The sequence below is a fragment of the Micromonospora sp. IBSANI012 genome, assembly GCF_052814045.1.
The window spans coordinates 5,892,747-5,915,292 of record NZ_CP199933.1 but is presented as its reverse complement, the minus strand read 5'-3'; the positions used below and the strand labels follow the sequence as shown (position 1 = coordinate 5,915,292).

General features: G+C 71.8%; 20 protein-coding genes and 1 tRNA gene. 13 read left to right on the top strand and 8 right to left on the bottom strand.

Translation table 11 applies throughout. The features are described 5' to 3' along the window. Positions 1-90: 90 nt before the first annotated feature. Entirely contained in the window at positions 91-498 is a 408-nt protein-coding gene (locus ACTWM8_RS27370) for an ester cyclase (protein WP_446211454.1), read from the top strand. A 109-nt stretch (positions 499-607) separates the two neighbouring features. On the opposite strand, the gene ACTWM8_RS27365 is transcribed toward ACTWM8_RS27370, so the two are convergent. Both ACTWM8_RS27365 and ACTWM8_RS27360 read right to left on the bottom strand, forming a co-directional pair. Then, on the bottom strand, positions 608-3,127 hold the full coding sequence (locus ACTWM8_RS27365) for a carboxypeptidase regulatory-like domain-containing protein (protein ID WP_446211453.1): 2,520 nt from the start codon (positions 3,125-3,127) through the stop codon (positions 608-610). Between the two features lie 86 nt (positions 3,128-3,213). Next, the gene (locus tag ACTWM8_RS27360) at positions 3,214-3,786 is read right to left on the bottom strand and encodes a Uma2 family endonuclease (protein ID WP_441142301.1); all 573 of its coding nucleotides are present in this window, start codon (positions 3,784-3,786) and stop codon (positions 3,214-3,216) included. A gap of 104 nt (positions 3,787-3,890) precedes the next feature. On the opposite strand from ACTWM8_RS27360, the gene ACTWM8_RS27355 reads away from it, so the two are divergent. The 9 genes from ACTWM8_RS27355 (at position 3,891) to ACTWM8_RS27315 (ending at position 13,840) form a co-directional block, all read left to right on the top strand. Further along, on the top strand, positions 3,891-4,481 hold the full coding sequence (locus ACTWM8_RS27355; RefSeq protein ID WP_446211452.1) for a NuoI/complex I 23 kDa subunit family protein: 591 nt from the start codon (positions 3,891-3,893) through the stop codon (positions 4,479-4,481). Next, positions 4,481-5,020 (top strand): NADH-quinone oxidoreductase subunit J family protein, encoded by a 540-nt coding sequence (locus ACTWM8_RS27350; protein WP_357909942.1) that lies wholly within the window; start codon positions 4,481-4,483, stop codon positions 5,018-5,020. The genes ACTWM8_RS27355 and ACTWM8_RS27350 overlap by 1 nt, the downstream gene beginning before the upstream one ends. Further along, entirely contained in the window at positions 5,017-5,415 is a 399-nt protein-coding gene (nuoK, locus tag ACTWM8_RS27345) for an NADH-quinone oxidoreductase subunit NuoK (RefSeq protein WP_446211451.1), read from the top strand. Before ACTWM8_RS27350 ends, nuoK begins: the two co-directional genes overlap by 4 nt. A gap of 35 nt (positions 5,416-5,450) precedes the next feature. Then, on the top strand, positions 5,451-7,343 hold the full coding sequence (locus ACTWM8_RS27340) for an NADH-quinone oxidoreductase subunit 5 family protein (RefSeq protein WP_446214696.1): 1,893 nt from the start codon (positions 5,451-5,453) through the stop codon (positions 7,341-7,343). Between the two features lie 173 nt (positions 7,344-7,516). Beyond that, positions 7,517-9,019 (top strand): complex I subunit 4 family protein, encoded by a 1,503-nt coding sequence (locus ACTWM8_RS27335; protein ID WP_446211450.1) that lies wholly within the window; start codon positions 7,517-7,519, stop codon positions 9,017-9,019. Positions 9,020-9,182: 163 nt separating this feature from the next. Continuing rightward, a complete protein-coding gene (locus ACTWM8_RS27330; protein ID WP_446211449.1) occupies positions 9,183-10,682 on the top strand; it encodes an NADH-quinone oxidoreductase subunit N in 1,500 nt (499 codons plus the stop codon). A gap of 311 nt (positions 10,683-10,993) precedes the next feature. After that, a complete protein-coding gene (gene htpX, locus ACTWM8_RS27325; protein ID WP_446211448.1) occupies positions 10,994-11,872 on the top strand; it encodes a zinc metalloprotease HtpX in 879 nt (292 codons plus the stop codon). A gap of 137 nt (positions 11,873-12,009) precedes the next feature. Continuing rightward, positions 12,010-13,269 carry an MFS transporter gene (locus ACTWM8_RS27320; RefSeq protein ID WP_446211447.1) on the top strand — a complete coding sequence of 420 codons (1,260 nt, stop codon included), beginning with the start codon at positions 12,010-12,012 and terminating at the stop codon, positions 13,267-13,269. A 433-nt stretch (positions 13,270-13,702) separates the two neighbouring features. Then, the gene (locus ACTWM8_RS27315) at positions 13,703-13,840 is read left to right on the top strand and encodes a hypothetical protein (protein ID WP_446211446.1); all 138 of its coding nucleotides are present in this window, start codon (positions 13,703-13,705) and stop codon (positions 13,838-13,840) included. Between the two features lie 196 nt (positions 13,841-14,036). On the opposite strand, the gene ACTWM8_RS27310 is transcribed toward ACTWM8_RS27315, so the two are convergent. The 5 genes from ACTWM8_RS27310 to ACTWM8_RS27290 all read right to left on the bottom strand — a co-directional run bounded on the left by ACTWM8_RS27310 (position 14,037) and on the right by ACTWM8_RS27290 (position 18,791). Next, positions 14,037-14,435, bottom strand: a complete 399-nt coding sequence (locus ACTWM8_RS27310; RefSeq protein ID WP_446211445.1) for a hypothetical protein — start codon at positions 14,433-14,435, stop codon at positions 14,037-14,039. A gap of 70 nt (positions 14,436-14,505) precedes the next feature. Then, complete coding sequence (locus ACTWM8_RS27305; RefSeq protein ID WP_446211444.1) at positions 14,506-15,705, bottom strand: low temperature requirement protein A; 1,200 nt, start codon at positions 15,703-15,705, stop codon at positions 14,506-14,508. Between the two features lie 136 nt (positions 15,706-15,841). Beyond that, positions 15,842-16,036, bottom strand: a complete 195-nt coding sequence (locus tag ACTWM8_RS27300) for a hypothetical protein (protein ID WP_446211443.1) — start codon at positions 16,034-16,036, stop codon at positions 15,842-15,844. A 56-nt stretch (positions 16,037-16,092) separates the two neighbouring features. Then, positions 16,093-17,325 carry an epoxide hydrolase family protein gene (locus ACTWM8_RS27295; RefSeq protein WP_446211442.1) on the bottom strand — a complete coding sequence of 411 codons (1,233 nt, stop codon included), beginning with the start codon at positions 17,323-17,325 and terminating at the stop codon, positions 16,093-16,095. Positions 17,326-17,855: 530 nt separating this feature from the next. Then, positions 17,856-18,791 carry a LysR family transcriptional regulator gene (locus tag ACTWM8_RS27290; RefSeq protein WP_446211441.1) on the bottom strand — a complete coding sequence of 312 codons (936 nt, stop codon included), beginning with the start codon at positions 18,789-18,791 and terminating at the stop codon, positions 17,856-17,858. A gap of 73 nt (positions 18,792-18,864) precedes the next feature. Between ACTWM8_RS27290 and ACTWM8_RS27285 the strand changes: the two genes are divergently transcribed. Next, on the top strand, positions 18,865-19,830 hold the full coding sequence (locus tag ACTWM8_RS27285) for a DMT family transporter (RefSeq protein ID WP_446211440.1): 966 nt from the start codon (positions 18,865-18,867) through the stop codon (positions 19,828-19,830). A gap of 494 nt (positions 19,831-20,324) precedes the next feature. Here ACTWM8_RS27285 and ACTWM8_RS27280 read toward each other — a convergent pair whose 3' ends face one another. Further along, positions 20,325-20,819, bottom strand: coding sequence for a YajQ family cyclic di-GMP-binding protein (locus ACTWM8_RS27280; protein ID WP_446211439.1), 495 nt, complete (start codon positions 20,817-20,819; stop codon positions 20,325-20,327). 149 nt (positions 20,820-20,968) lie between these two features. Here ACTWM8_RS27280 and ACTWM8_RS27275 point away from each other — a divergent pair. Continuing rightward, a tRNA-Tyr gene (locus ACTWM8_RS27275) sits at positions 20,969-21,052 on the top strand. 269 nt (positions 21,053-21,321) lie between these two features. Then, complete coding sequence (locus tag ACTWM8_RS27270) at positions 21,322-22,539, top strand: low temperature requirement protein A (protein ID WP_446211438.1); 1,218 nt, start codon at positions 21,322-21,324, stop codon at positions 22,537-22,539. The last annotated feature ends 7 nt before the right edge of the window (positions 22,540-22,546 follow it).

The window sequence follows — 22,546 nt, the reverse complement described above, 5'->3', positions numbered from 1 at the left end:
CCGATCCCCCGCGCCCTGGTCCGGTGACCGTCCGTCTCCGCGGTCGCACGGCCGCATTTCGCCCCGGCGCGGCCCGGCTAGGCTGCCCGGATGATCGATCTGGCGGCGCTGGCGCGGCGGTTCGTCGCCGACGTGTGGAACGGCGGGCGCGAGGAGTCCGCGTACGAGCTGATCGGGGCGGAGTGCCCGGGGCTCGGCGGGGCCGGGCCGGAGGCGACGCTGGCCTGGCACCGGGACCGCCGGGCGGCCTTCCCCGACCTGCGCTACAAGATCGTGGACGTGGTGGCCGCCGGCGACCGGGTGGCGGTGCGCTGGCGGGCGGCCGGCACCCAGGCCGGGCAGTTCGGCCCGGTGCCGCCGACCGGGCAGGTGGTCAGCTACTCGGGGGCGACGTTCCTGCGCTTCGACGCCCAGGGGCGGATCGTCGACGTGTGGAGCGTCAACGAGCTGTTCCAGCTCCTCCAGCAGCTCGGCGTGGAGATGCTGCCGCCGACCTGACCCGGCGCGGCCCGGCCCGCGCTCCGGGGTGTACTGCGGCGGGAACGACCGCGGCCCGCGCGGGCGCCCTTCGCGGGGACGCCGGCACGGGCCGCGGACGCGCCGGGGCTCAGCCCGGCTTCGACGGGCCTTCCCGGGTCGCGACCGGGACGGCCAGGCAGGTGCTGCCCGGCACCAGGCGGACGCTGTCGATGACCTGCTGCGCGGCGAGGGTCACCACGGTCGGCCGGGGAGTGCTCCCGGCGCCCCCGGTCGCGCCGCCGGCCACGTACCAGCACGGCTTGCCGCTGCTCGGGACGTAGCGCAGCAGCAGCGGACCGGCCGGCAGGCCGACCATCGCCTGGTCGTACGCCCGACGGTAGACCGCCACCAGGTCTCCGGTGCTCGGGTGGTACGCCTCGACCGACCAGTACGTGCCCGCGCCGGCGCCCACGTCGAACTGCCGGATGCTGCCGTCGTAGCGCAGGGTGACCGGCGGGGCGGTCACGGTTGCGTCCGCCTTCACCTGCACCGGGGTGGCGAGGTACCGGTTGGTGGCGTTGCCGGACCAGGCCAGCGCGAAGGGCTTGTCGTCGCCGATCCACTGCCCGGTGTACTGCAACGGCCACCGGTACGGGCCGAGTCCGCTGATGGTGAACCGGCCCTCGTACGGGTTGGTGAACACCGTGCACCCCTTGGCCGCGCCGCCGGGCAGGTCGGGCTGGTCGGCGCCGGCCTGTACGCAGCCCTCGACGAACTTGCCGTCCGCTCCGTTGACGGTTCCGGTGATCGAGCCGGCCCGGTCGAGGCGGATCGGCGGGGTGCTGGTCACCGTCCCGGCGACGAGGTTCAGCGTGGTGGCGGTGCGCCGGTCGCCGGTGCCGCCGGTGGTGGCGTACCACTGGGCGCCCCACGGCTTGGTCGACTGCACGAAGAGCTGCGTCGGGCCGGCGGGCAGCGGGCCGAGGGTCACCGCGCCCGAGGCGTCCGAGCAGTACCGACGGTTCTCGTTCTCCTGGCGGAGCGGGGTGGTCGGGACCGAGTGGCCGGAGACCGGCTTGACGCAGACCCCGGCGACCTTGTTGCCCGCGCCGTCGACCACGCTGGTCTTCACCGTGGCCGCGGGTTCCATCTCCAGGGTTAGCCGGGTGGCCTTGCCCGACGTCACCTGGATGTTGCCGACCGAGCGCTGCCAGTACCCCGGGCCCGGCGTCACCCGCGCGGTCTCCGCCCGCTGGGTGGTGGCCCAGACCACCGGGAAGGTGACCCGGTTGGAGCCGCTCGGGGTGCAGGCCTTCTCGACCGACTCGACCAGTTCGACGCAGCCGCTGACCGGGCCGCGGGTGCTCTTGTCCACCAGGTCGATCTCGACCGAGCCGGCGGGCACGAGCCGCTCGTCGACGACGGTGGTCCCGCCCTCGGCGACGTGGACGATGGCCGCCTCCTCCGCGGTGGCGACGCCCGGGTGGAACTGGCGGGTCCGGCCGGCGGCGTAGAAGTAGACCCGGTAGTCACCGGGCGGCACCCGGTCGAGCCGGTACTCGCCGTCGACGGCGATCACGCCGCCCCGCCACGAGTCGTCGACCGCCCTGGCCACCACGGACAGCGACCAGGGCATGGTGCCGCCCTCCTCCGGCGTGACCCGGCCGCGGATCGTGCCGCCACCGACCCGCAGCGCCACGTCGACCGTGGTGACCTCCTCGCCCGAGACCGGGTAGAGGGTCGCGTTGTCGAAGTCGTTGGCGTCCTTGGCCCACTGCTCCGGGAAGCCCTCGGCCTGGACCCGCAGCCGGTAGCGGTACTGGTACCACAGGCGTTCGATCCGGTAACGGCCGCTCGCGTCGGTGCAGGATCGGCCGACCTCGCCGCCGAGGTCGGCGTTGACGGCGGTCACGCAGGCGCCCGCGACCGGCTCCCCGGTGGCCCGCGCGGTGACCAGACCGGCGATCGTGCCGTTGCCGATGCTCGTCGGCGGTGCGACGGAGAGGTACCTCTCGTCGACCGAGGTGCTGCCGCCGGCGGTGACCGTGAAGACGGTGCCGTCGCCCTGGTTCACCTTGCCCGGCACCCACTGCTGCGGGACCCAGCCCTCCGGCCCCACGCCGAGCCGGTACGCGCCGACCGGCAGGCCGGCCAGCCGGTACCGGCCCTCGTTGTCGGTCAGGGCCCGGGCCCGCCAGTTGCCGTCGACGGCGACCGCGGTCACCTCACTGGCGTACGCGGGGCTGCCGTTTGGGTGGGTGATCCGGCCGTGGAAGCCGCCCACCTCGGTGACCATGCTGAGGTCGGCCCGGCCGGTCGTACCGGGCTCCACGTGGAGCCGCTCGCTGTTGAAGTAGTCCGGGGCGCTCGGCCACCAGACGTCGGGCCGGCCGGTCGCCCGGGCCCGGATGTTCACTCCCCAGAAGGACTGCCCGGTGACCCCGGTGAAGGTGTAGGTGCCGGTGGTGTCGGTGCAGCGCGTCGCCAGCGCCAGTTCCGGTGTCGACATCAGCGAGACGCAGGCGCCGGCGAGGGGCGCACCGGTCGCCCGGTCGGTCACCGTTCCGGTGATCGTGGCACCGGGCTCGGCCTGGGCGGCCGTCGCTCCGAACAGCACCATGGCGAGGACGGCCAGTGCCGCCGTCACCCGGGTCGTGGTCTTCTTCATCCGGCCGTGGCTCCCTCGTACGTCGGCCGGAGCAGCATAGATGATCAACAACGTCCGCGGCGTCCCGCGCGGAGCCCCGGATCAGGTCACGCGCGGCGGGGGGTGATCCGCGCCAGCGGCACGTCGATCTCCCACGGCTCGGGCAGCAGGATGCCGTCGGTCATCCGGGCCTGCTCGACGTAGACCCGCTTCACCGGGTCCAGCTTGTACGCGTGCACGACGATCCCGTCGGCGGTCTCGATCCGCCAGAAGTAGGGGATGTCCGCCTCGGCGTACAGGGCGGGCTTCAGGACCCGGTCCACGCTCCGGGAGCCCTCGGAGACGATCTCCACCACCAGCAGCACCTCGTGAGGGCGGTAGTGCGACGGGTTCCGCTCGGCGGCGTCGAGCTGGGTGACGAGCAGGTCGGGGATGAACGCGCGGGTCCGGGAGAGCCGCACCTCGACGGCCTGGGTCACGTCGAGGTCGGCGGGGCAGCTCTCTTGTAGGGCTGCCCCGAGCAGCAGCGCGATGGACTGGTGGAGTCGCGTGGGGGAGGGCGACATGAGCAGGGTTCCGTCCAGGAGCTCGTGGCGGCGGCCGTCGTCCGGCAGGGCGTCGAGGTCGTCGGTGGTCCACTCGCCCGGCGGCGGGTAGTCGTCGTGCAGCGCGGCGGTCATCGACGGGTCCTTCCCGGTGCGTCGTTCTCCCCACCGTCACGGTACCGCCGCCAACAGCCGGGTGGTGGTCGCGCTCGCCGGGGGCACAGGGCAGGATGAGCGTCATGAGCGAGCGCAGCGGCATTCCCGGCGAAGGGCTGGTGAAGGGGCTGGCGGTAACGCTGAAGACGATGACCAGCCGGTCCACCACCCAGCAGTACCCGGACGTCGCCCCCGAGCTGCCGCCGCGCTCCCGGGGCGTGATCGCGCTGCTGGCAGAGAACTGCACGGTCTGCATGCTCTGCGCCCGGGAGTGCCCCGACTGGTGCATCTACATCGACTCCCACAAGGAGGAGGTGGTGGTGGCCGGGGCCGCCCGCCCCCGCCAGCGCAACGTGCTCGACAAGTTCGACATCGACTTCTCGCTCTGCATGTACTGCGGGATCTGTGTCGAGGTCTGCCCGTTCGACGCGCTCTACTGGTCGCCCGAATTCGAGTACGCCGAGTACGACATCAAGAACCTGCTGCACGACAAGGACCACCTCGGCCAGTGGATGGGGACGGTCCCGCCGCCGCCCGCGCACGACCACAACGGCGAGCCGGCCAAGGAGGAGGCCACCGCCGCGCGCAAGGCCGCGGCCCCGACCAGCTCCGCCGCCCGCCCCACCGTGGTACGCCCCGAGCCCGGCCCCGCCGCCGACGGGGGTACGCCCTGATGACCGGTGCGGACGTGCTGCTGCTCGCCCTCGGCGCGGTGGCGGTCGGGGCGGGCGTGCTGGTGGTGGGCACGAAGCACCTGGTGCGGGCCGGCCTCTACCTGGTGGTCTGCCTCGGCGCGCTGGCCGGTGACTACCTGGTGCTCACCGCCGAACTGGTGGCCTGGGTGCAGGTGCTGATCTACGTGGGCGCGGTGGTGGTGCTGCTGCTGTTCGCGGTGATGCTGACCCGCGCCCCGATCGGCGCCTCCGACGACCTGGACCGTCCCGGCTGGCCGGCCGCCCTGATCGGTGCGGGCAGCGGGCTGGGGCTGGCCGTGCTGCTGGTCGACGCGTTCCGCTGGACCCGGGTCGAGCTGCCGGCGGCGGGCACCGCCGAGCGCCTGGGTGAACAGGTCTTCCGCTCCTGGGTGCTGCCGTTCGAGGTGCTCTCGGTGCTGCTGCTCGCCGCCCTGGTCGGCGCGATCGTCCTGTCTCGCCCCGACATCGGCCGCCGCCCCGACCCGACCGCGGCCGTCGACGAGGGCGGCCGCCGGTGAGACCGGTCATCCCGTACGTCACCGCCGCGCTGCTGTTCGGTCTCGGCGGCTACGGCGTGCTGCGCCGCCGCAACGCGGTGCTGGTGCTGATGGCGGTCGAGTTGATGCTCAACGCCGTCAACCTGATCCTGGTCACCGCCGACACCACGGCGAAGGCCGCCCTGCCGCACGGCGGGCAGGTCTTCGCGCTCTTCGTGATCGTGCTGGCCGCCGCCGAGATCGGCGTGGGCCTGGCCATCGTGCTCCAGCTCTACCGGCTGCGGGCCAGCGTCGCGGTGGACGAGGTGCCGCTGACCGAGGCTCCGGCGCTCGTGCCGGCCGAGCCGCTCGCCGCCGCAGCCGGGGTCGAGCGGCCGTCGGGCGGGCACGCCGACCGGCCGGAGGGGGACCGGTGACCGGGCTGCTCGGGGCCGCGCTGCCGGCCGTACCCATGGTGGCCGGCCTGATCGGGCTGCTGCTGCCACCGTCGCCGCGCGGCGCGACCACCGGGGAGGACCGGGCCCGGCGGGTCGCGATCGGCCTCGGGGTGGCCGGCGCGGCCGGGGCGCTGCTGATCGCGCTGGTCCTGCTGGCCCGGGTCGGCGACCCGGTCGAGACCTCCACCACCTGGATCGACCTGGGCGGGCTGCGGGTCACCCTCGGGGTGCGGCTGGACGGCACCGCCGCCCTGGTCGCGGTGGCCGTCGCGGCGGTCGCGCTGGCCGTGCAGGTCTACTCCACCGCATACCTGAAGCGGGGCCCGCACGACGACGTCGAGGTCGACCACCGCTACCCGCCGTACGCGGCCCAGATCAGCCTCTTCACCGCCGCGATGCTGCTGGTGGTGGTCGCCGGCGACCTGGTCATGCTGCTGGTCGGCTGGGAGGTGATGGGCCTCTGCTCCTACCTGCTGATCGCCCACGACCGGCGGCTGCCCGAGGCGCCGGCCGCCGCGATGAAGGCGTTCCTGGTCACCCGGGTGGGCGATGTCGGCTTCCTGCTCGGCATCGCGCTGCTCGGCGTCTCGGCGGGCAGTTTCCGGATCGCCGACGTGCTCGCCCACGACCACGCCACCGGCACCCTCACCGCCGCCTGCCTGCTGCTGCTGGCCGGGGTGGCCGGCAAGAGCGCGCAGTTCCCGCTGCACACCTGGCTGCCGGACGCGATGGCCGGCCCGACCCCGATCTCCGCGCTGATCCACGCGGCCACCATGGTCGCCGCCGGCGTGTACGCGGTGGCCCGGCTCTATCCCCTGTTCGAGGCCACCCCGACCGCGCTGGCCGTGCTCGGGGTGATGGCCTCGATCACCCTGCTGCTCGGTGCCTTCGCGGCGACCGCGCAGGACGACCTCAAGCGGGTGCTCGCCTGGTCGACGGTCTCCCAGATCGGCTACATGACCGGGGCGCTCGCCGTCGGCGCGCCGGCCGCCGCGCTGTTCCACCTGCTCACCCACGCCGCCTTCAAGGCGCTGCTCTTCCTCGCCGCCGGTGCGGTGATCCACGCCGTCGGCAGCACGCTGATGTCCCGGATGGGCGGCCTGCGCCGGGACATGCCGGTGACCTTCTGGTGCACCCTGATCGGGCTCGGCGCGCTGGCCGGGGTGCCGCCGCTGTCCGGGTTCTGGAGCAAGGACGGCGTGCTCGCCGTCGCCGAGGCCGCCGCCCTGGACGGCACCGGCCCCGCGCCGGCCTGGGTCGGCTGGCTGGTCTGGCTGGCCGGGCTGCTCGGCGTCGTGGTCACCGCCTGGTACGCCACCCGGCTGCTGCTGCGCACGTTCCTCGGCGAGCCCCGGATGCCGCTGCTGCGCCCGCACGACCCGCCGGCCGCGATGCGCTGGCCGGTGCTGCTGCTCGCGGTCCCGGCCGCGCTGCTCGGGCTGGTCGGCTTCGTGCAGTCGTTCGCCGACCGGCTGTTCGTCCCGACCGTGCCGACGCTGGCGCCGGGCGAGGCGCTGCTCGTCCACGTCGGGCCGGCGCTGCTGCTGCCGACCGCGTTGCTGCTGCTCGGGGCCGGGCTGGCCTGGGCCGGCTGGCGCCGGGACCCGGCCGCCGACCCGGCCCGCGCGCTGGGCCCGCTGCGGCCGGTCTTCGCCCGGGCGTTCCGGCTCGACGACGTCCAGCACGCCCTCGTCGTACGCCCGGCGAGGGCGCTCGCCCGCCTCGCGCGTACCGGTGACGAGGTGGGGGTGGACGGCCTGGTCGAGGGGAGCGGCCGGGGTGCCTCCGGCCTCGGCGGTGGCCTGGCCGCGCTGCACCGGGCGGCGCTGCCCCGCGCGGCGGCGGCGGTACTGGCCGGCGCGCTGCTGATCGGGCTGGCCACCGTCCTGATCGGAGGGCTGTCGTGAGCGCGAGGAGTGAGCCGGTGTTGCGAGCCCCGCAGTCGCGAGCCGAGGTGACGCCGTGAGCGCGAGGAGTGAGCCGGTGTTGCGAGCCTCGCAGTCGCGAACCGAGGTGACGCCGTGAGCGCGAGGAGTGAGCCGGTGTTGCGAGCCCCGCAGTCGCGAACCGAGGTGGCGCCGTGAGTCTCGGAGAGTTCCTGCTGGCCGCGGTGCTGGCCCTGCCGGCGGTCGGGGCGGTCCTCGTCGCGGTGACGCCCGGGGAGCGGGCGGCCCGGCTGGTCGGCACGGCGGTGGCCGCGTTGACCCTGGTCGGCGCGGTGCTGCTGGTGTTCGGCGACCACGGCTGGTTCGGCTACGGCCCGGCGCCGGCGGTGCAGCCGTGGCACCAGCTCGACCTGCCCTGGGTACCCGGCCTGGACCTGCGCTTCCACCTCGGGGTGGACGGGATCTCCTGGCCGCTGGTGGTGCTCACCGCCCTGCTCACCCTGCTCTGCTGCGGCTACACCCTCTGGCGGGTGCCGGCGGGTGGGAGCGGGCGGGCACTGGTGGCGCTGCTGCTGGTGGTCGAGGTGGGCATCCTCGGCACCTTCCTCGCCCTCGACCTGGTGCTCTTCTTCGCGTTCTTCGAGGTCGTCCTGCTCCCGATGTACGCGATCATCGCGGGCTGGGGCGGCGCGGACCGGCGCCGGGCGGCGCGGAAGTTCGCGCTCTACACGCTCTTCGGCTCGGTGCTGCTGCTGGTCGGCGTCTACGTGGTGGTCGCCGCCGCCGGCACCGCCGACATCGTCGCGCTCACCGGTGGGGCCGGGCTGTCCCGGGGCACCCAGCTGGCCGCGTTCACCCTGCTGGGGCTCGCCTTCGCGGTGAAGGCCCCGCTCTGGCCGCTGCACTCCTGGCTGCCCGACGCGCACACCCAGGCGCCCACCGTCGGCAGCGTGATCCTCGCCGGGGTGCTGCTCAAGATGGGTACGTACGGCCTGATCCGGGTCGCGGTCGGGGTCGCCCCCGAGGGCGCCCGGTGGGCCGCCCCGGTGCTCGGCGTGCTCGCCGTCGCGGCGATCCTGATCGGGTCGCTGGTCTGCCTCGCGCAGGACGAGCTGAAGCGGCTGATCGCGTACTCCAGCGTCGGTCACATGGGGTTCGTGCTGCTCGGGGTGGCCACGCTGACCGCCACCGGCATCCAGGCGGCCCTGATCGGCAACATCGCGCACGGGGTGATCACCGGCCTGCTCTTCTTCCTCGCCGGGGCGGTCAAGGACCGTACCCACACCGGCGCGCTCGCCGAGCTGTCCGGGCTGCGGGAGACCGCCCCCCGGCTCGCCGGGCTGCTCGGCTTCGCCGCGGTGGCCTCGCTCGGCCTGCCCGGGCTGGCCGGCTTCTGGGGTGAGGCGTTCGCCGTCTTCGCCGCCGTCCGGCGGGGCGGGCCGCTCTGGACCGTGCTGGCCGTGCTGGCCGCGGTCGGCGGGGCGCTCACCGCGGCGTACTTCCTGCGGCTGCTGCGGCAGGTCACCCACGGGCGGCCCAGCCCGGCGGTGGGCCGGCTCGCGCCCGGGCTGGCCGGGGCCGAGCTGACCGCCTGGGCGCCCCTGGTGCTGCTCGCGCTCGCGGTCGGCCTGGCGCCCACGCTCGTGCTCGGCCTCGCCACCGGGCCGGTCGACGCCCTGGTGGGAGTGCTCCAGTGAGCGCGCGGGCCCTCCCGGTCGCGCTCGTCGGCCGCGCGGTGGGTACGGACGGCATGGCGGGACCGCGCAGTCGTGGGCGGACGTGGACCGTCGCGCGGCGGACGTGCGGCGCGAGGGTCGCGGGCGGAGGCGGCCGGGTGGCCGGGCGGCGGGAGTGGGCGGCATGAGTCTCGTGCAGAGCGTGGACAACGTGGCGCTGCTGCCGGCGTACCTGGCCGCCGGCACCGCCGTACTCGTGCTCCTGGCCGACCTGATGGTGGCCCGGCGCGGCGCGACGGTGGCCGTGGCCGCCGCGGGCGCCGTCGCCACCGCCGCCGGCGCGGCGCTGGTCGGCGCGGGGGAGACCCGGCGGACGTTCTGCGTCGGCGCCGACTGCTCCTGGGTCCTGGACGGCCGGGCGGCTCTGGTCGCCGCCGTCTTCGCCCTGCTCACCCTCGGGGTGCTCGGGCTCTCCGGGCCGCTGCTGCGCGGCGGGCCGACGCCGCCGGGGGAGTTCTGCTTCCTGCTCGCCTGCTCGATGACCGGTGGCGTGGTGCTCGGCGCCGCCGGTGACCTGATCACCCTGATCGTCGCGCTGGAGACCCTCACCCTGCCGCTGTACGTGCTGGTCGGCCTGCGCCGGGGCAGCCTGGCCAGCGCCGAGGCGGCGGTCACCTTCTTCGTGGTCAGCGTGGTCGCGACCACCCTGACCCTGCTCGGCGCGGCGCTGCTCTACGCGGTCACCGGCGGGCTGCACCTGGACCGGCTGGGCGCGATCCTCGGCGACCGCCCGGAGCTGCTCGACCTGCCGCTGGCCACCGCCGCCGTCGCGCTGGTGGTGCTCGGGCTGGCGTTCAAGGTGGCGGCGGTGCCGTTCCACGCCTGGGCGCCGGCCACCTACGACGGCGCGCCGCTGCCGGTGGCCGCGTACCTCTCCACCGCCTCCAAGCTGGGCGGGGTGGTGGCCCTGCTCGCCGTGGTGCAGCGCGCGCTGCCGGCCGACGTCACCGGCCCGGTGCTCGCCCTGCTCGCCGTGCTGACCATGACGGTCGGCAACCTGGTGGCGCTGCGCCAGCGGCGTACGGTCCGACTGCTCGCCTGGTCGTCGGTGGCCCAGGCCGGCTACATCCTGGCCCCGCTGGGCGCGTTGGCGTTGGCCGCCGGGCGCACCGACGAGGCCCGGGCGGAGGCATACGCCGCCGCGGTCGCGTACGCGGTCTTCTTCGTGCTGCTGGAGCTGGCGGCCTTCGCGGCGCTGGTGGCGTTGCGCCCGGCCGGCGCTGACGGCGGCACGGTCGACGACCTGCGCGGGTCGGCCCGCCGGCAGCCGTGGGTGGCGGCGGCCCTCGCGCTGGCATTGATCGGCCTGGCCGGCCTGCCGCCGGGACTGGCCGGTCTCTTCGCCAAGGTCACCGTGGTCCGGTCGCTGCTGACCGGCGGCGCCGGTTGGCTGGCCCTGGTGGTGGCGGTCAACGCGGTGATCGGGCTGGCCTACTACCTGCGCCTCGCCGCCACCCTGTACGCCGGCGACGCCCGGGACGACCGAGCCGGCGAGGAAGGCGGGGTGCGGACTGCCGGCGGCCGGGTGGCCTGGACGGTCACCACCGCGCTGGCCCTGGCCACCGCGCTAGCCGTGGTGGTCGGTTTCGCCCCGCAGTTCGTCCTCGACCTCGCCGCTCGCTGACCCCTCTTCCTGCTTGCGGGCGCCCCTCCGCCCTGCCCACACCCGTCGCGACCTTCGCCGGCACCTTTCGCCCCCACCGCACGGTCTCGGCTCCCGCGCACCCTTGCACCCCGGCCGCACGGTCTGCGGCGTGTCGCGGTGTCCGGGCCGAGGGATGCCGCGACACGCCGCAAAGCGCGCGGGGCGGCGCTCGCAGCGCGCCCACAGCGACCTCCAGCCAACTCACAGTCATGAGCAGGATGGTTGACGGGTACCGGTGACGTTGGACCGGTCAGCGGGTCCCGCGTGGCCCGCGCACCGAAGGAGCGATCGTGCATCACAACCGTCTGAAGACCGCAGCGCTGCTCGGCCTGTTGACCTCGCTGATCCTCGCGGTCGGCTACTGGTTCGGCGGCAGCGGCGGCCTCGTCATCGCCGTCGTCGTCTCGTTGCTGATGAACGGTGTGTCCTACTTCTTCTCGGACAAGCTGGCGCTGCGCTCGATGCGGGCGCAACCGGTCAGCGAGGCCGAATTCCCCGAGCTGTACCGGATGGTCCGTGAGCTGGCCACCGAGGCGCGGCAGCCGATGCCCCGCCTGTACGTCAGCCCGACCGCGCAGCCCAACGCGTTCGCGACCGGGCGCAACCCGGCCCACGCGGCGGTCTGCGTCACCCAGGGCATCACCGAGATCCTGGACTACCGGGAGCTGCGCGGGGTGATCGGTCACGAGCTGTCGCACGTCTACAACCGGGACATCCTCATCTCCAGCGTGGCGGCCGGTCTGGCCGGCATCATCACCGCCCTGGCCAACATCGCCTGGTTCATCCCGCTGGGCGGTGGCGACGACGAGGACGCCCCGAACCCGGTCGTGCTGCTGCTCACCCTGATCCTCGGCCCGATCGCGGCCACCGTGATCCAGCTGGCGATCAGCCGGAGCCGGGAGTTCCAGGCGGACGCCTCCGGCGCCCAGCTCACCCGGGACCCGCTGGCCCTGGCCAGCGCCCTGAAGAAGATCCACATGGGTACCCAGACGCGTCCGCTGCCCGCGCAGGGTCAGCTCACCAGCACCGCCCACCTGATGATCGACAACCCGTTCAAGCGGGGCGGCGGCATCGCCGCGCTCTTCTCCACCCACCCCCGGATGGAGGAGCGGGTCGCCCGACTGGAGCAACTGGCCGCCAACAGCGGCCCGGTGCAGTTCCAGCGCTGACCCACCCCGACACCTCCGCCCGCGTCCGTCCGGACGCGGGCGGAGTCGTGTGTCCGGGCACAAATTGGTTCCCTCCGGTCCTGCCCGCCGTTAGGGTCGAAACGTCTCTCACCCATTACACCTCTGGAGGTCGACCCGTGGCCGCACTGCGCCAGTACCTGGGCGTCTGGCGGATCCCCGGCGCGCCGATGCTGCTGGTCTTCGGCATCATCGGCCGGCTCGGGATCGGCATGACCCCGCTGGCGCTGCTGCTCGTCGTCGAGCAGGTGACCGGGCGGTACTCGCTCGCCGCGGTCGCCGGAGGCGTCTACGCCCTCTCCGGCGCCGCGCTCAGCCCCGTCGCCGGCCGGGTCGCCGACCGGATCGGTCCCACCCGGGTGCTGCTGGCCACCGCCGTCGCCCACCCGCTGGCGCTCTTCGGCCTGCTCTGGGCGAGCCGATCGGACGCCGGTGGCCTCGGCCTGATCTACCTCGCCGCCGGGATCGCCGGTGCGACCTACCCGCCGTTGACCGCCGCGATCCGGGGTGCCTGGAACGACCTCACCGGCCCGAACTCCGGGCGGTACCACCTGCGCAACACTGCGCTGGCCGCTGAGACCTCGCTCTTCGAGGTCGTCTTCGTGCTCGGCCCGCTGCTGGTGGCCGGCTTCGTGCTCGTCGCCGACGCCGCCGCCGCGCTGGTCGGCGCCGCACTGGTCACCCTGGTCGGCACGGCCGCCGTGGCGCTCGGGCGGGTGATGCGCGGCTGGCAGCCGCACCCGCGCGAGCACCACGCCAGGGGCCTCGGCCCGCTGCGGGTGGGCGGCTTCCCCGCGCTGCTGCTGTGCGTCGCCAGCCTCGGCATCGCGTTCGGCGCGGCCGGGGTGATCGTGCCCGCCTTCGCCGGCGGCCAGCCCACCGCCGACCCGGAGAGCCTCGCCGGCATCCTGCTCGCCGTCTGGGGCGTCGGCAGCGCCGCCGGGGGCTTCTGGTTCGGCGTACGCAAGCCGTCGGCCAACATGACCCGCCAGTTCGCCTGGCTGCTCGGCGCGGTGGCCGGTAGCTTCGCCGTCTTCGCGGTGATGCCCGGGCCGGCGGCGCTGGGTGTCGCGCTGGTGGTCGGCGGCGCCACCATCGCGCCGGCGCTCACCCTGGAGAACACCCTGGTCGGGCGGATCGCCCCGCCCGGCATGCTGAACGAGGCGTACACCTGGGTGGTGACCATGTCGGTGGCGGCGAGCGCCGCCGGCGGCGCGGTGGCCGGGCTGATCGTGGACCACGCCGGCGGCGTGCCGTGGGCGTTCCTCTTCGCCGGGGCGGCGGTGGCCGTCGGGGCCGCGGTGGCCGCGCTGCCCGCCGGCCCCATCGCCCGCGCCGAGGCGACCGCGGTACGTGCCGAGCAGCCCGTCGCCGCCTGACCGGCCCCCGGGAGTACGCCGGCCTGCCGGAACCGGCAGCGGGCCGGACGGTCACTGTGCCCGGAGGCTCGGGTGATGCCGCGTCTCCGGTCCGATCACGACTGCGCCGGTGACGGTGTCCGTGGTGCCGCTTCGATCGGCCGGGCGGGCGGCTGCGGCTGCGCAACCTCGGACTGCCCGACACCGGGCGGGAGGCGGCGTCGGAGACCGACGGCGTGCACCTCTTCCTGCGCTGGAAGGACGAGACCGAGCTGTACGTGGTGTCGCTGAACCGGCGCGACGACCGGATAGTGATCAAGAAGAAGCTGAGCGGTGGCGACGTCAACGGCGGGACGTACGTGACCATGGGCCAGGCGCCCTACCAGGTGCGGACGGGTGCCTGGCAGTCCTTCGAGGTGGCCATCGCGACCACCCCGTCGGGCTCGGCATCGACGTGCGACAGGACGACCGGATGCTGGTGGCCGCCACCGACAAGGGCGACTCGGTGCCGATCACCGGCGCCGGCGCGATCGGGCTGCGCGGCGACAACTGCGAGTTCGAGTTCGACCAGGTGCGCGTGGTCACCGAATGATGTCGCCCGGGGCGGCCGAGCGGGTCTCAACCGGACTCGGCGGGGTACCTCACCGCCATGTTTCTCTTCTTCTCGAACCGGGTCGGCTGTCTCGGCTCGATCCTGATCAGCGCCATCCTGACGGTGATCCTGCTGTTGATCTTCTCGCGCTGAGCCGATGGTCGGACCGTACCGCTCGGCTGCGCCGACATATCGCCTAGCAGCTCTCCAGGACGCGCTCCACGTCCGCGCCCATCTGGACGACCACAGCGTCGGCGCGGAGTTCTGCAGGAAGGTGGTGCCGCTGTCCCTCGTGAGCGAGCAAGGTGGGGCAGCCAGGTGGAAGCACAACCGCATCGGCGAGGCCGATGAACTCGACGAGCATGTCGAGAACCAGACCGGGGGAGAACCGGCTGATCATCAGACTGTCGAGCGTGTCGTCGGCAACGGTGGCGTAGACGTCTGCTGTGCCGCCGTCGTCCAAGCTGATGTGCCAGTAGCTGAGTTCAGGTTGCCGGCGGTCGACGTGGGGCTCAAAGACGGCCCGGAACGCCTCACCCGCGATCGGGCCAGCATCGCCCCGCTCGAACCGCTGAACGAACATGTCGTAGCCCACGCAAGCAAAGTTAGCGCCGCGGTCAGAACGATCATGTCAATCAGCTGAGGACATCCGGGACAGAACAGCCTCAAGACGTGGGTGACACTTTCGGCTTGCCAGGTGGTGACGGTGGCTCGGGTGGGCGTCCTCTCGCGCGGGCCGCGTCGGTGACGGCGATCCCTGCCAGGACTGCGGTCGCGGCGAGGGCGGCCAGCAGCGGCGGCACGAACAGCATCGCCGGTGCCAGGGCGGCCAGCACGAGCACACCGATCGGCCGATTCCGGGACACGCGGCCGAACACCGTGTATTCGAAGCCGCCACGCCCGGCCAGGAACAGCGCGGGTCCGCCGAGGATGACGGCGACCCAGGCCGGTTGCGTGTGTCCGAGTGGATGGGCGATGACGAGTTCGACGCCGACGGCGGTGACGACGATGCCGGCCACCATGATCGGGTGGGAGTATGTCGCCCAGAGGCCGACGCGGGTCGGGTCCGGGGCCGTAGCGGTAGCCTCGGCCAACAGTTCCCCGGCGCGGTAGATGTAGATCCGCCAGAACAGCACCGTGGTGGCGAACGACACCACGAACGCCGCGTTCCGATCAGCCGCGAAGCCGCTGCCATAAAGGGTCAGACCGGAAACCAGGATCAACTCGCCGAGCACGATGATAAAAAACTGCCGGAAGCGATCGGCCAGGTGCTCGCCCAGGACGCCCAGATCCGACTTAGGTGAGCGACCCAGCCCCGGCGTGGGCCAGCGGAGCGCGACGGCCGCGTAGTCCAGAGCCACCGCCAGCGTCCACAGCGCCCCACGCGCCGCACCGTGCGCGACCGCCCCAGCGATCCACGGCACCGCGGACCCACCGAACCAGAACAGCACCCGGATGCTTCTGCTCTGCAACTCGTGGCCACGCAGGGCGAGGACGAGGACGAGTTGGCGGCCGACATTGATGGCGACGTACGTGCCTGCGAAGACCAGACCTCGCTCGCCGAACGCGTCGGGCACCGCGACCACCATCACCAAGCTGCCGAGCATGGTCACGGTGACCAGCAGCTGTATCGCCGCCCGTTGTGGGTCATACAAGTCGGTTGTCGACGCTGTCATGATCCAGACCCACCACATGGCCAACAGCAGCACCAGCGTCTGGAAGGCGTCGCTCCACCGGAGATCCTTGATCAGTCCGTGCGAGAGCTGGGCGAGCGCGACGACAAACACCAGGTCGAAGAACAGCTCCAGAAAGTTTGTCGGCGGCTCCTCGGGTCCTCGCAGCAGCTTGGCACCGCTTGTCGTCATCTTCTGCCCGTTCTGCCGGCTTTGTCGTAGGCTTGAAGCATTCGTACCACCCGGCAGCGCTGGTGAATTCGGATATGCGGCCGTGGCCTGGAAACGGGCGGCCCGCGTTACCCGGGCGGGCGACGGTCGAGGCCGGTCAGTTCTTCCTCCTCTCCGTCGCCCCGCGCGCCCTGACCGCCGGTCGCACCCAGTCGACCTCGTGCTCGAACGAGAACTCCGGCATGTGGACGCCGATGACGACCAACCCGTCGTTCCGGTAGCCCTGCGACCACGCCCGTACATACGGCTCCTGGCGCAGCCAGCTGATGCACGTCAGCGTCCAGAAGTTCACGAGGACCGGATGGCCCCGCCGAGCGAGGGCATGTGCGGGCGTTCGGAGATGGTCAGCTAGCGGAGGGATCGGAAGCCGGCGCGAACCTCTTCCACGAGGAGTTCCGGTTGCTCCCAGGCCGCGAAGTGCCCGCCCTTGTTGAGCTTGTTGTAGTGGATGAGGTTGGGATACGCCTGTTCTGCCCAGCTCTTCGGTGCCTGGTAGAGCTCGTCAGGGAAGACGCTCACGGCGACGGGGATGGTTGGGGATACGCCCTTGGTAGCGAAGAAGGAGAGCTTGTTTTCCGCGTACAGACGCGACGCGGAAACCCCGGTGTTCGTCAGCCAGAACAGCGTGATGTTGTCCAGGACATCGTCTCGGGTAAGGCCTTCGGTCTGTCCGGCAAATACCCGGGAGATCAGCGCCAGGCTAGCTGCGTCATGGTCAAGCAGAAAGGCCGCGAGACCAATTGGTGAGTCCGCGAGCCCCGTCAGCGTCTGCGGGCGTGTCGCCATCATGAGGCCGTAGGCGACGTGTTTCCATATGAAGTCCAGCTGCTCGCTCGCGCGCCTTTCCTCGGGCGAGAGCCCCGGTGGTAGCTTGCCGAGTGCGTTGTTCGCTCCGGTGATGTCGGACTGGAGCAGCGAATCGATGTCGGGTGGAAACACGCCGGGCATGTTGACGTGAATGCCGATCAGTTCCGGCGGCGCCTGCACCCCCATCAGATCGGTGATGATCGCTCCCCAGTCGCCGCCTTGTGCCACAAATCGCGTGTAGCCCAGGCGTTTCATCAGCTCTGTCCAGGCGCGTGCGGTGCGCTCCGGGCCCCAGCCGGGCTCGCTCGGCTTGCCCGAGAACCCGTAGCCCGGCATCGAGGGAATTACCACGTGGAAGGCGTCCGACGGGCTCCCGCCGTGGGCCGTGGGATTGGTGAGCGGCTCGATGATCTTCAGCTGCTCGATGATCGAGCCGGGCCAGCCGTGCGTGACGATGAGCGGCAACGCGTCTTCATGCTTCGAGCGGACGTGAATGAAGTGAATGTCCAGCCCGTCGATCTCGGTGATGAACTGCGGGTGAGCGTTCAGTCTCGCCTCGACCTTGCGCCAGTCGTACTCCTTCTCCCAGTAGCGCGCGAGTGCCTGGATCGTCGCGAGCTGCACGCCCTGCGACTGATCTGCCACGGTCTCCTTTTCGGGCCAGCGCGTGGCCGCGACGCGCGCACGCAGCGCATCGAGTTCCGCCTGAGGGATTTCTACGGTGAACGGGCGGATCTCTGCGGCGCGTGGTCGCGCTTCGGTCTTGACGGCCATGGGGGGCACCTTTCCGCTTCGAGTCTGGTGAAGGTCGAGCGGGCCTTTCTGCCCTTCTGCCGCGAACAAACGGCATGCCTCAACCCCTGCCACGCGAGGGGCGTCTTCGGCGAGGGCGCCTGGCGGCACTCACGCCAGACCGGAAGAAGCACGTGCCCCATCTGTCCGAAGCGTAGAACGCCTCCCGCCGTGGCGCGGGCGATACGCGCGATCCGCAGGGCCGCCGGCAGGTGCCGCGTCCACGCGGGTCACGCGACCCGAACGCCACCTGACGCGGCGTCCACATCCAGTGAGTCTGGCGGTTGGACTCCTGTTGGATGGCCTCCGTGAGATCCCGCCAGGTGCCGGCCGGGGGTTGTCATCATCCGGTGGACCGTCGAGCGGGCTGAGGTTTCGTCCGGGAAGTCGTACGACACCTCCTGCCCTCCGTCACCGCCGAGGCCGCAGGCCGCTGGGTCAGCATTTGCGTTCGTGGGTGGCGTCGATTGGGGACGACCGTCGCAACTCGACTTTGCGAACTACACAGCCATTCACGCCTTAGTCTTCGGTTCTGTGAGATTGCGAGCCTGCTCCGTCACGACGGCCAGGAAAGCCGAAAGCGCGGGAGCTGAGGAACCGTCTCGAAGGACAATGAACAGTCGACGTCCGAGCTTCTCCTCGGCGATGTCACGGATAGCAAGGGCTGGGTCTGCCGCCGCGGGCAGTGTCAGCGCCGGCAGTAGCGCGACGGCTCCGGTGGTGCGCACGAGTTCGAGCTGGACGTCCGCGTCGCTGGACCGGTGCCGCACGTCGGGCTCGTAGCCGCCGATGGACCGGCAGCTTCCCACGACCATGTCGTGATGGCCGGTCCCCACGGCGGAGGCGACCCAGACCTCCTCCCGCAGCATGGACAGTGCGATGGGTCCTCCACGCTTGGCCAGCCGATGCCCGGGCGACAGGACCAGTTTCAGCGGCTCCTCGTGCAGCAGCGTGAACCGCAGCCCGGCCGGCCGGGGGCGTGGGTGGCCGTCGTACTCGTCGCTGATCACCAGGTCAACCGCTCCAAGCCGCAGCCCCGGCAATGCCTGTTCAAGCTCGAGCTCGGAGACCTCGGTGCGTACCTGCGGGTGCTCGACCATCATGCGTGCCACTGCGGGAACCAGCAGGCGACGAGCCACTGACTGCAGACCGCCGGCGCGCACGGTGCCCCGCACCTCACCGGCCAGTGCGGCCAGGTCCGCTGACGCCGCCTCGGCTGCTGCCAGCAGGACTCTGGCGTGCTGTGCGAGCAGTCGCCCTGCGTCAGTTAGCCGCACACCACGCCCGGCCTTCTCGAGCAGGCGCGCGCCGACCTCCTTTTCCAGAACGCTCAACTGCTGGGACACCGAGGAAGGGCTGTAGCCGAGAGCCAAGGCGACCGCGCCCAGAGTCCCCCGTTCCTCGAGCTCGCGGAGCAGACGGAGCCGACGAAGATCCAGCGCGACCATGCAGAAATGCTAACGACTCCGGTCCACATGTCATCACTGGACCTGGAGTGTGTGGGTGCCGATGCTCTAGGGCATGGGTCCCGCACTGTGCCTTCTGTCAGCCGCGTGCTTCGGCGCTATGGCGATCTTCGGGAAGCTCGCGTATGCCGCGGGTGTTTCGCCTGGAGCGCTGCTCTTGGTGCGCTTCGGCCTTGCCGCCGGCCTGCTGGCGATGCTGCTGCTCCTGCGACCGGGTCTGCGGCGCGACCCGGCGGGCCCTGACCGACAGACGGGTCCCGCTCACGTGACCCTGGGTGTGCTGGTGACGGCCCTCGGTCTGGGCGCCGTCGGATACGCCGCCCAGGCATCCCTGTATTTCGCGGCCTTGGAGCTGATGGACGCCTCGCTGCTGTCCCTGGTCTTCTACACCTACCCGCTGCTGGTGACCCTCACGGCCGTCCTGCTGGGCCGGGACAGCCTGACACCCGGCCGCTGCGCCGCACTGGTGGCCGCCTCCTGCGGGACGCTGCTCGTCCTTCTCGGGACCGGCGGTGTGGACTTCCATCTGCTCGGGGTGGCCCTCGCGTTCGGTGCCGCTGTCACCTACACCGTCTACATCCTCGTTGCCGACACCGTCGTGCACCGGCTGCCACCGGTGATGCTGTCCGCGCTGGTGATGGCAGGAGCCGCCCTCACACTTGCCGCGCGCGCCCTCGTGATGGACGGGGTCGACCTCAGCTTCGGACTGCAGGGATGGATGTGGCTCGCGTGCATCGCGGTCGTGTCCACCGTCCTGGCGATGTTGACCTTCTTCGCCGGTCTGCGGCGGACGGGCCCTTCGACTGCAGCCATCCTGTCGACGTTCGAACCGGTCGTCACCACGGCGCTGGCGGCGTTCACGCTCGGCGAGATCCTCACCCCCGTGCAGGTAGCGGGTGGCCTGCTCGTCCTGTCGTCCGCGGCGGCCCTGCAGGTGCGCCGGGCACGCCCGGGGCAACACGGCCCAGTGTCACGCCAAGTCAGCGCAGACCACTCCCTGCCACCCCGGGTCAACGCGTAGGTCGCTACACGGGGCGCTCGCGCCCTCGTAGCTCAGGGGATAGAGCGACGGCTTCCTGAACCGCGTGTCGGTCGATCGCGGCCTCAAGTGCCCGAAACAACGCTTGTCCATCCTCCGCGGCGACACCGTCCGGAGCGGTGGAGACGGTGAGCACGCCGTCTTTGTCCTGCCCGACGATCCTGCAGCGGATGTGGGCCGCAGCCGACAGCAGCGGCGACAGCAACGGACACGGCCATCAACTGCTAATCACATCCGTTGCCACCGAGCTACCCGATGCTCGCCACGGGCGAATACGAACAGCCGAGTCGTACAGAGCTGCAAGCGAGGGCGGGCGAGGGGCGCCCGCGCTTCGGACGGGTCGACGAGGGCCAGGTCCAGACCGTCACCGGGCCGTCGGATGCTGATCGTGAGCGACCAACGACGACCACCGGTGACGACGTATGCCCAGGTGACAAGGCGTGGTCGGCCCGATCACCAGGCCAACCATGGCCTCCTTACCTGTAGTTGGTGAACTGCAGGGCCACGCCGAAGTCCTCGCCCTTGAGCAGCGTGATGACGGCCTGGAGGTCGTCCTTCTTCTTGCCGGTGACCCGGAGCTGGTCGCCCTGGATCTGCGCCTGCACGCCCTTCGGGCCCTCGTCGCGGATCTTCTTGCTGATCGCCTTGGCCTTGTCCGTGTCGATGCCCTGGATGACCTTGGCGTCGATCTTGAAGACCTTGCCCGAGGCTCGGGGATCGCCGGCGTCCAGCGACTTCAGCGAGATGTTCCGCTTGACCAGCTTCTCCTTGAAGACGTCCAGCGCCGCCCGGACCCGCTCCTCGGTCTCCGCCTGGAGGCTGATCGCCTCCTCGCCCGACCAGGAGATCTCCGCGCCGGTGCCGCGGAAGTCGAACCGCTGCGCGAGCTCCTTCTCCGCCTGACGGAGGGCGTTGTCGACCTCCTGGCGATCGACCTTGCTCACGATGTCGAACGACGGGTTCGCTGCCATGCTCATGCTCCTGCTGTCCGGCGGTCTGTCACCTACCGTCGCCCGCTGACCAGCGGCACGACCCCCTGACCGTACCCGGTTGTGACTGCCCCGGGGGCAACCGCTATCCTTGACGTCGCTGCCGCGCGCGAGTGGCGGTGGTATGCCCTGGCGGGTTGCCCGAGCGGCCAATGGGAGCGGACTGTAAATCCGTCGCGAAAGCTACAGAGGTTCGAATCCTCTACCCGCCACCAGGTGCGAAGACGGCCCCTGATCAGCAGAAATGCGGTCAGGGGCCGATCTTGTCTGGTCCCGCTGAGTCCAGCCGCTACCCGCCGTCGCTCAGGGTCCGGGGGCGTATCGGGGGTGAACCGGGAGAGGGTGGGACGAGACATGCCGTCCCCTGATCGGGGGCGCTACGCGGGCCAGGAGTGGTTGGCGGTCACCGGTGGGTGGCTTCCCACTGGGTGTACGACGTTCAACCCCCGGTCAGCCCGCGTTGTGCCCGGCGAGTATGAGCGCTATGGGGCATCGGGAAGGCGGTGGACAGGGTCAGGACCTGTTGCAACGTCGCGAGGACGTGCGGCAGGCCAACTTCCTGGAACTGTTCGTCGACCTGGTGTTGGTGTTCGCTCTGGCCGGGGTGGTCACCCGGGTCGCGCGGGACATCGTCAGCGAAGACGTTGTGGTCCGGTGGCGGGCGATGGCCTTCCTGCCGGTGCTATCGCTGCCGCTGATCTGGTTGTGGATCACGACCGCGCACATCACCAGTTGGTTTGACCCCCGCCGCCACAAGATCCAGTGGATCGTGCTGGCCAGTGCCTTCGGGCTGCTGGTCATGTCGACGGCGCTGCCGCACGCGTTCGTCGGACGCGGGTGGGCTTTCGTGCTGCCGTACGTGATCCTGCAGTGCGGCCGGCCGCTCATCCTCCTGCCCGCGCTGCGCGGACATCCCCTGCGGCAGCTTTACCTCCGGTCGGTGCTGTGGTTCGCGGCCTCGGCGGTGATCTGGTTCGCCGGCGCGGCCGTCAGCGGCGGCACCCGGGCCGCCCTGTGGGGGGCCGCGGTAATCGTTGACGTCGTCGCCGCGCAGCTGCGCTGGCCGGTACCGGGGATGGCCGGGCCGCCAGTCAGTGCGTGGGCCACGGACAGCCGTCACCACCTGCCCGAGCGCTACCAGCAGCTCTTGATGATCGCCCTCGGGGAAACCGTGCTCGCCGCCGGTACCACGCTGACCAACCAGCCGGTAACCGCAGCGACCGCCGCAGGGCTGGTGGTGGGGTTCCTGTCGACGGTGCTGCTCTGGCGCATCTACTTCTACCGCTCCGGCCAGGTCCTCGCCGAAACCGTCGCCGCGGCGGGGGACAGGGACGCCGCTGGCCGCGCCATCGGCACTGCCCACGTCGTCATGGTGCTGGGCATCGTCGCCACCGCTGTCGGCTTCGAAATCGTGCTGAAACACCCGGACGGCCCGCCCGAGCCGGCGTGGCTCGTCGCGATCCTCGGCGGTCCGGCACTGTTCCTCTACGGCCGTATCCGTCTGGAACGCGCCGTGTTCAACCGGCTTTCCATCCGCCGCGTCGTCGCCATCGCCGCCCTGGCGGTCGCCGCAGTCCCTCTGTATTTCGTCCCGACGCTGCTCGCTGCGGTCGTGGCCGGGCTCGTACTGCTTGCCGTCGCCCTCGCCGACGCCCGCCACGCCGCCGGCCGTCCCCCCGAGGCTCCCTCCCCGGGGCACTAGGTCATGT